Source organism: Pseudoalteromonas sp. 19-MNA-CIBAN-0066, from assembly GCF_040308705.1.
GTDB classification, from domain to species: domain Bacteria; phylum Pseudomonadota; class Gammaproteobacteria; order Enterobacterales; family Alteromonadaceae; genus Pseudoalteromonas; species Pseudoalteromonas nigrifaciens.
Genome location: NZ_JBEONZ010000066.1, coordinates 1 through 8,541, shown reverse-complemented (window position 1 = coordinate 8,541; position 8,541 = coordinate 1). Strand labels below are relative to the sequence as shown.

The window sequence follows — 8,541 nt, the reverse complement described above, 5'->3', positions numbered from 1 at the left end:
AATACCTCCAGTAGAAACTGACGGTATTTTCAATTAATTAAATCCACTCTGCTAGGTGTCGTTGCTCGGACGCTTACAGCGTAGCGATACCCAATACTCAAATCATAAAAACATCACCACTAGCCAATGAATGTGGTGCATTTGCACTGTGATTTTCCACCGCTGTGGGCACTTACGACATTCTACTGCGTTGTCGCTACGAAGTAGCGCGCCGACCCCAAATTGTAGAAAGCCCGAATTTAACGATTCGGGCTTTTTTACGTCTGCAGAAAAGTGAAATGGCTTTATGAAGAAAGTTGCTTTGCGAGTATGTTTGTTGTGTTTCTAAACAGTTGTTCTAATTGCTTTTTGCCGCTGAGATTTAAATTTTTAATAAGTTGCTCATCGGTATGGTGTTGTAAAACTGTTTGAATTAAAAGTTGCTGCTGATTGGCTGCTATCCTAGTAATTATAACAGGATTTTGGCTAATTAAACGCCAGAGAGTGGGTGAAATAGTAAAGCGGTTACTGCTGAGTTGCTGTGTAAATAACCTTAACGTATCAGAAGCTATTACCTCATCATTAAATGAGCGCAGTAATGTGCTAACCAGTTGCCATTCTAATGACTTAAAGTGGCTTAATAGGCCATAAAACAGCTCGTATTGAAACTGTTTAATCAGTGACTGTAAACTTTGTTGTGGTGCATTAAGAGATTTAACAACTAAAGTTGCGTGCTCAGCAGTGCTTTTGTCGCGTTGGTAACCTAATTTAACAGCATTAAAGCCTAGGCTTTGCCAAAAGTTTAGCAATTGTGCAGTGGCACCAAAACTAGCACCAAACCAAGTACATTGTTCTTTTACTTGTGACTCGCTATAGCTCAGTAATGCTTTTCCTAGGCCACAATTATGTGAGCTTGGATCAATTGCAATGCGCACAACTCGCGCACTTAAATGAGTTAAAAAATCACTGTTAAAGCTCAGTTGTGCAAGTGTTTGCGCCATTAAATGCCCTTGTGGGCGGCGCTCACCACTTATAACTTGCTCAGTAAGTTCTTCACTTAAACCGCCTTCTATCGCGATTAAGCATACACCCACTAATTGCTTGTCTATTTTGCTGATAAATATGCGTTGCGATGGCGCATCTAACAACTGGCGTAAATCATTCACACTACTTTGATAATGAGCAAGTGCAAGTAAAGCAACGACTTGGCACAATAGTGCTTCATCAGTTACGAGTTGTTGCTGAGTTACTTCACTATGCTTAGGAATCTGCGATTTATTGCTATTAGTCTCTTGATACTGTGCATCAAGTGCTAATAAACTGCGAATATGCTGCTCAAGTGGATCGTGCTTAGCAAAGCGCAATGGCTCATCAAGAGTAATTACTTTAGAAGCTTTGTAGTGGTTTTTAATATATTGACTAAAGCGAATTGTATAGCCTCTACCATTGCCTTCATAACCTACTAAGGTGCTTGCAAATACAATACGAGGATAATGCGCTAACATGCTTAATAACATAGGCACTGGGATAGCAGCAGCTTCATCTACTAAGAGTACGTCACACTCGGGAAGCTCATTTAACAGAGCGTCTGGCGCAATATATTGCATGTTAGCAAGCTGTTTTTGTAATGGATCGTAATTAACATTTAGCTGTGCAGCTAAGTGTTTAAAGCTGCTGTGTGTTGCTCTAAATTGAGTGGCGCAAATAATTACATTTTTATCAGCTAATTTTGCGGCTGCTAGGCCTAATGCGGCTGACTTTCCTCGGCCTCTATCTGCATTGAGCAGTAGCGGTCTATTGGCGCGACCATGAGCTACTTTTACTATTTGTGCTACGCAGTTTTTCTGCGGTTCAAAATCAATATTACTGTGCAGGACATAGTTATAATTATTATTGATGCAGCCAAATTCTTCACTGTAATGCAAGGCCGGTAAGCTTTTAATAATAGAGCTGAAACGCTGATTGAATAAACTATATTGATTGCTGTGGCCATGAGACTGGACACTTTTTAATGCGGGATCTTGCCAGTTATTTAGGTTACCCAGCTCAGGAAGTAATACAAACAATACTCCGCCAGCTCTAACTGTACCAGCAATTGCGGCCAACTTATCGGGGTATAAGCCACTAAAGCCATCGTAAATGGCGTGGGTAAATTCTTGTCCTAATATTTGGTGAATGTGTGCAGGCCATTGAGCATTTTTAAGTGCACAATGTTTAGATAGAGTAAGTGTATTAGTATTTTGTACTAGTGAGTTTGTCAGCTCATAGCACCAATTATCATTGCCAGTAACAAGCACTAGCTGGCGGTGATGCGCGCCAGCTAATTGTTGTTCTAGTTGTATGAGTTGCTTTTTATATAGCTTGTAGTCTTGCATATGCCGTTACTAACCACTTACTACCTAAATCATCAAAGTTGACTTGTACGCGAGATTGCGCACCCGCACCTTCGTAATTAAGTACTGTACCAATCCCAAATTTAGCATGCAGTACACGTTGCCCCAAGTTAAAGCCGCTATCTTCAAATGCAGCGTGACTAACTGATGCGCTAAAACGCCCTGCAGCGGGTGGTCGAGATACTTGGGTTTTAATACGAATTTCTTCAACACAGTCCTCGGGAATTTCCCGTAAAAAGCGCGATGGTGTATGGTATTTTTCTTGTCCGTATAAACGACGGCTTTCGGCATGGCTAATATATAGTTTATCCATAGCGCGGGTCATACCTACATAACAAAGGCGGCGTTCTTCTTCTAAACGGCCAGACTCTTCATTACTTTGTTGAGAAGGGAACATACCTTCCTCTACACCAACCATAAACACTAACGGAAATTCTAAACCTTTAGCTGAGTGCAATGTCATCATTTGTACGGCGTCTTCGTGCTCTTCTGCTTGTCCTTCACCAGATTCAAGCGAGGTATGCGCTAAAAAGCCTTGTAGAGGAGAGCTATATTCTTCTTCCTCAGGCAATTCGTACTGATCGCAAGCGCTAATAAGTTCTTCTAAGTTTTCTACTCGGGCACGGCCTTTTTCACCTTTTTCGGCTTGGTACATTGCCATTAACCCAGAAGTTTGAATAACGTACTTAGCTTGCTCATGTAGCGTTAGATCGCTAATTTTATCTTCAATATGCTCTACTAGTTCGACAAACTTACTCACTGCACCAGAAGCGCGGCCAGATAAATGTTGTTGCTCTACAATTGCTTTTGCTGCATACCAAAGTGGTAACGATTCGGCGCGTGCACAGTCGCGTATATGGCTTAGCGTTTTATCGCCAATACCACGAGCTGGAGTATTAATTACTCGTTCAAATGCAGCATCGTCTTGACGGTTACCTATTATGCGTAAGTACGACAGGGCGTCTTTAATTTCTTGGCGTTCGAAGAATCGCATGCCGCCATAAATACGATACTTTAGGCCTTCTTGTAGCATGGCTTCTTCGAGTACACGTGATTGCGCATTACTTCTATATAAAATAGCCGCATCTTGCAGCGCATTGCCGGCATTTAACCAACTACGCAGTTTACTACTTACAAAACGCGCTTCGTCTAGCTCGTTAAATGCGGCGTAAATAGAAATAGGTTCGCCCTCGTTACCGTCGGTCCATAAGCTTTTACCCATACGCTCTGAGTTATTTTGGATCAGGGCATTTGAGGCTTTTAATATAGTGGCGGTAGAGCGATAGTTTTGCTCAAGACGAATGGTCTCTGCGCTAAAGTCAGTTAAAAAACGTTTAATGTTTTCTATTTTTGCACCGCGCCAACCATAAATACTCTGATCGTCATCGCCAACAATCATAATACTATTGGAGTCGCCAGCAAGTAGCTTTAACCATGCGTATTGTATGGTGTTGGTGTCTTGAAACTCGTCTACTAACATGTGTGCAAAGCGCTGTTGATAATGGCGCAGTAGTGTAGGGTTATTTTTGAGTACTTCGTAGCTGCGCAGTAGTATTTCGGCAAAATCGACTAAGCCTGCTCTGTCGCATGCTTCTTGATACGCCGCGTACACGCGCAGCATCATTTGCTCGTTAATATCGTAGGCTTGAATATCTTTAGGGCGAAGTGCTTCATCTTTTTTAGCGCTTATGTACCAACCAAACTGTTTAGCGGGCCATTTTTTATCATCAATATTCATCGATTTTAATAAACGTTTGATCATACGTAGCTGATCGTCTGAGTCTAAGATTTGAAATGCTTCGGGTAATTTTGCTTCACGGTGGTGCGCGCGTAAAATACGGTGCGATAAACCATGGAAAGTACCAATCCACATACCACCAACCGGCGCTTTTAGCGTCTCTTCAACGCGAGTACGCATTTCTTTAGCTGCTTTATTAGTAAAGGTAACCGCAAAAATACTATACGCTGAGGCTTGCTCAACTTGCATTAGCCAAGCAATACGATGAACCAACACTCGTGTTTTACCAGACCCAGCACCTGCTAATACCAGCATGTTTTGTAGTGGGGCTGCAACGGCATCGCGTTGTTTGTCGTTTAAGCCATCGAGTAATTGTGAAACGTCCATCGTTACGCCTTTTTAATCAATAATGCGGGCAGTATAGCAGGTGTTTTTGTTAGGCTAAATAAAATACTGTTTTTATACACAGCTATTCATAAAATTATGTTCTAAACTAGTAGCTTGATAGCAAATCAAAAACGGAAAAGGTTAAAAAGATATAATGAAAATTACTAATTTGACCTCAATTTAGTAAAAATCACCACAGCGTTAAACTGATAAAAATACAACTATATGATTTGTAACATTTATTAAATTGGCATAGAGTGTGTAAGTAATTCTATAGCTAAAATATAAAATTAAATAAACTACAGAGGTTAGTATGTCAGGACAAGGTTCAGGCGGTAACGTAATCGCAGCATTATGTAATATATTTTTCCCGGGTTTAGGGCAGTTAGTGCAAGGGCGTATTCTTGCCGCGCTTATATTCGCTATATTATTTTTTGGTGGTGCGGCATTATGGTTTTTAATTGTGCCAGGAATAATTGCCGCTATTGTATATGTTTGGGCAATTATTGATGCAGCACGTTATAGATCGTGACGTAATTAATATTAAAGCTTTATAAAATAGCGCCTTTTGGCGCTATTTTGCTTTTTAGCGTCTGCTGCTATTTACGTATATAATTGCGCAACTAACGATTTAAAAGCGATACGTATGGAATATCAATTTATTCGCGATCCAATTAGCGGATTACGCATTAAAATAAGTAGCGAGCATGCCATAATTGGCCGCTGGTTAAACGAAGAAATAGGCAAAGATAAAATAGCTATGGTGCAAGCGCTTATTGCATCGGTGAGTTCAAGCTTTGAGCCTTTAACGCTAAAGGGCCAAGAAATAGATTTAATTTTAACGAAAGAGGAAGCTCTATTTGAAGCCCATGCTCTGCACCAAGACAGTGAAGATCTTATGGCTTATCAAGACGACGATTTAATGCTTGAAGAAAATGGCCTAAGCAGTGGTTGTGGTTTTGAAGATTTTATAGACCTAATAAACTCATGGCATGAGTTTACGACTTCAAGATAAACATAGTTAGCACACTAATGAAAATATACAGCAATGCACAACAAGCATTTTATCTGTATTATTACACTAATGAAAATTTAGCTAATCAAAAACGACAGGAATTGATATGTCTGCCAATTTAAACAAACTAGTAGTGATGCTAGAAATGCAAAATGCCATGAATACCAAAGTACATGACCAATGGTTTAGCCAAGGGTTTGATTGGTACAGAGCCATTTGGGTTGAGTGTGCAGAAATGCTCGATCATTACGGTTGGAAATGGTGGAAAAAACAAACGCCTGATACCGAACAAGTTATTTTAGAGTTAGTGGATATTTTTCATTTTGGCTTGTCACTCAGAATTGACGGTATCACCAGCTACGAAAAAATAGCTAAACAGCTTGAGCTAGAATTAAGCACTGCCCATCAAGCCGATGACTTTAAGCAAACACTGGAAGTATTGGCGGCATCTGCTGTCGCAGATAAAACTTTTAATGCGGCTGCTTTTGCTGGTTGTATGGCGCAAATAGGTATGAATATTGACGATTTATACCGAGGTTATGTGGGTAAAAACACCTTAAACTTCTTCCGTCAAGATCATGGCTATAAAGATGGCAGTTACATAAAAGTGTGGGGCGGCCAAGAAGATAACGAGCATTTAGTAGACGTTGTTAAAAGCCTTGATACCGAACATGCAGATTTTGCAAAATTAGTGTACGAAGGCTTAGAAGCACGATACCCAACAAAATAGTTTGCGCTAAATTAATTAAATTAGCTTGCGATAGTCGGTAACATTTAAGTAATCGGCTATATCGTTATGTGGTTGCTGGCTGTCTGGGTTTGCAACCGCAAGCAAGTGTTCAATACCGTATTGGCGTGCAGCGTTGAGTACAGGAACACTATCATCAACAAAAAGCGTACGGCTTTTGTTAAATCCTAAGTCACTTTGCACCTGTTGCCATAGGCTTTGTTGCTCTTTACTTACCCCATATTCATGAGTCGATACGACTCCATCTAAGTAGTTATCAATTGCAGTTTGCTCAAATTTAAGCATTACACACTCAGGGTGGGCGTTAGTAAGTAAAATTAACTCTTTACCTGCTTTTTTAAGTTCAGTTAAAAAGTACGGCACATCGTCGCGCACTTTTATTAAGTGCTTAGACTGTCGCTTTAGTTCCATAATAGGCAGGTTTAACTGTTGCTCCCAATAATCTGAGCAGTACCATTGTATTTTTCCGCTAACGGCTTGGTAGCGTTTTGAAATATCCGCTTGCGCTGCTTCAAAGCTAATATTTTTTGCTAATGCGTGCTGTTGTGGAATAACGTTAAGCCAAAAATGGCTATCGTAATGTAAATCGAGTAATGTTCCATCCATATCGAGTAAAACTGTATCGATTTTTGACCAATTTAGCATGGGCTTTTCCCTGTGAAAAGTTTATGATTAAGCACAACTGCCATGATAGCAAATTAACGCCAATGACACAGAAAAAGCACCCTATACCACCGCAAATCCTCAGTAATAAAGTTGTAGCTAAAAGTCGCTTATTTACCGTGGAATCTTTAGAACTTAAATTCTCTAATAACGAAGAACGTCAATATGAGCGAATTCGTGGCGGCGGGCGAGGTGCAGTAATGATTGTGCCGTTAACTAAAGATAACGAATTACTACTAGTGCGAGAATATTGCGCTGGTACTAACGACTATCAACTGGGTTTTCCTAAAGGGTTAATTGACCCAGGTGAAACACCAGAGCAAGCCGCTAACCGTGAACTTAAAGAAGAAGTTGGTTTTGGTGCAGATTACCTAAAACGATTAAAAGCGGTATCTATAGCGCCAAGTCATTTTAATACCACCATGCACATTATGGTCGCTAAACAATTGTATTCACAAACATTGCCCGGTGATGAGCCAGAGCCACTGGTCGTTGTTAAGTGGCCATTAACCGATTGGCGGTCATTATTAACACAAGACGATTTTACCGAAGCACGCAGTGTAGCTGCTTTATTATTATTAGATCAGTATTTAGCATCAGGAGTCATTGATGAATAAATTACTAGAGCCTTGTATATTATTGGCTGAGCGTGCTGGTGATGCCATTATGGCTATTTATAAAAATGGCGATATTGGTAAAGAGCAAAAGCTAGACAACACACCTGTTACTAAAGCTGATCTTGCTGCTAACGACGTGCTTGTGGCTGGTTTAGAGGCGTTAGCACCCAATATTCCTATTATGTCAGAAGAAACACCGATCCCAGCATTAGCCGACAGGCAGCATTGGCAACGTTATTGGTTGCTTGATCCTATGGATGGTACCGGAGAATTTATTTTAGAAAGTGGCGACTTTGCGGTAAATATAGCACTCATTGAAAATAACCAACCTGTACTGGGAGTTATTCATTGGCCAACAAAAGGGGTAACCTATTTTGCGAGCGCCGATAATGGGGCGTTTAAGCGTAAAAATGGTAGCGACAAGCAAATATTTGTAGCCTCACCCGATAACTTAACGGTTGCAGTAAGCCGCCGCCAAAAAATTGAAGCAGTGAGCCAGTACCTTAACGCCCAATTTACTACTGTTGCTTTAGGGTCATGCTCTTTAAAGGCATGTATTGTTGCAGAGGGAAAGGCCGACTGTTTTTTAAGAATCGGCCCTACTGGTGAGTGGGATACGGGCGCATCACAAATTATAGTTGAGCAAGCTGGCGGCAGTATTACCGATGCAGAGTTTAACCCACTAACTTATAATCAGCGTGAAAGTACTGAAAACCCAGACTTCATTGTAATGGGACACCCTGATTGGGAGTGGCAAAAAATGATTAATCCACACTAAAGGGAATACTTACAACATCAACTGCCTGCTTTTTGTTCACTTGAACAATAATAATAACTAAAGCCTTGCATTATATGTTTATTCCTATATAGTAGCGCTCTCTTCAAGGCAGGCTCGTAAATATTACGGATTTGTTTTAAAGAAATTACAGGCGCGGGATGGAGCAGTCTGGTAGCTCGTCGGGCTCATAACCCGAAGGTCGTCGGTTCAAATCCGGCTCCCG

The 8,541-nt window shown here is 40.7% G+C and carries 8 protein-coding genes; 5 read left to right on the top strand and 3 right to left on the bottom strand.

The features are described from left to right. Window positions 1-284 precede the first annotated feature (284 nt). Entirely contained in the window at window positions 285-2,354 is a 2,070-nt protein-coding gene (locus AAEZ18_RS17930) for a tRNA(Met) cytidine acetyltransferase TmcA domain-containing protein (RefSeq protein ID WP_350595433.1), read from the bottom strand. Then, window positions 2,332-4,497, bottom strand: coding sequence for a DNA helicase II (uvrD, locus tag AAEZ18_RS17925; protein WP_058372303.1), 2,166 nt, complete (start codon window positions 4,495-4,497; stop codon window positions 2,332-2,334). Before uvrD ends, AAEZ18_RS17930 begins: the two co-directional genes overlap by 23 nt. A gap of 313 nt (window positions 4,498-4,810) precedes the next feature. Between uvrD and AAEZ18_RS17920 the strand changes: the two genes are divergently transcribed. The 3 genes from AAEZ18_RS17920 (at window position 4,811) to AAEZ18_RS17910 (ending at window position 6,242) form a co-directional block, all read left to right on the top strand. After that, window positions 4,811-5,029, top strand: coding sequence for a hypothetical protein (locus AAEZ18_RS17920; RefSeq protein ID WP_011326845.1), 219 nt, complete (start codon window positions 4,811-4,813; stop codon window positions 5,027-5,029). A gap of 114 nt (window positions 5,030-5,143) precedes the next feature. Then, window positions 5,144-5,512 (top strand): YacL family protein, encoded by a 369-nt coding sequence (locus tag AAEZ18_RS17915; protein WP_350595431.1) that lies wholly within the window; start codon window positions 5,144-5,146, stop codon window positions 5,510-5,512. A gap of 106 nt (window positions 5,513-5,618) precedes the next feature. After that, window positions 5,619-6,242, top strand: a complete 624-nt coding sequence (locus AAEZ18_RS17910; RefSeq protein WP_182684129.1) for a dUTP diphosphatase — start codon at window positions 5,619-5,621, stop codon at window positions 6,240-6,242. 15 nt (window positions 6,243-6,257) lie between these two features. Here AAEZ18_RS17910 and yrfG read toward each other — a convergent pair whose 3' ends face one another. Then, window positions 6,258-6,905, bottom strand: a complete 648-nt coding sequence (gene yrfG / locus AAEZ18_RS17905) for a GMP/IMP nucleotidase (RefSeq protein WP_011326848.1) — start codon at window positions 6,903-6,905, stop codon at window positions 6,258-6,260. 62 nt (window positions 6,906-6,967) lie between these two features. Here yrfG and nudE point away from each other — a divergent pair, with 62 nt between their 5' ends. Next, window positions 6,968-7,540 carry an ADP compounds hydrolase NudE gene (gene nudE / locus AAEZ18_RS17900; RefSeq protein ID WP_011326849.1) on the top strand — a complete coding sequence of 191 codons (573 nt, stop codon included), beginning with the start codon at window positions 6,968-6,970 and terminating at the stop codon, window positions 7,538-7,540. Further along, window positions 7,533-8,318, top strand: coding sequence for a 3'(2'),5'-bisphosphate nucleotidase CysQ (gene cysQ, locus AAEZ18_RS17895; protein ID WP_011326850.1), 786 nt, complete (start codon window positions 7,533-7,535; stop codon window positions 8,316-8,318). The genes nudE and cysQ overlap by 8 nt, the downstream gene beginning before the upstream one ends. Window positions 8,319-8,541 lie beyond the last annotated feature (223 nt).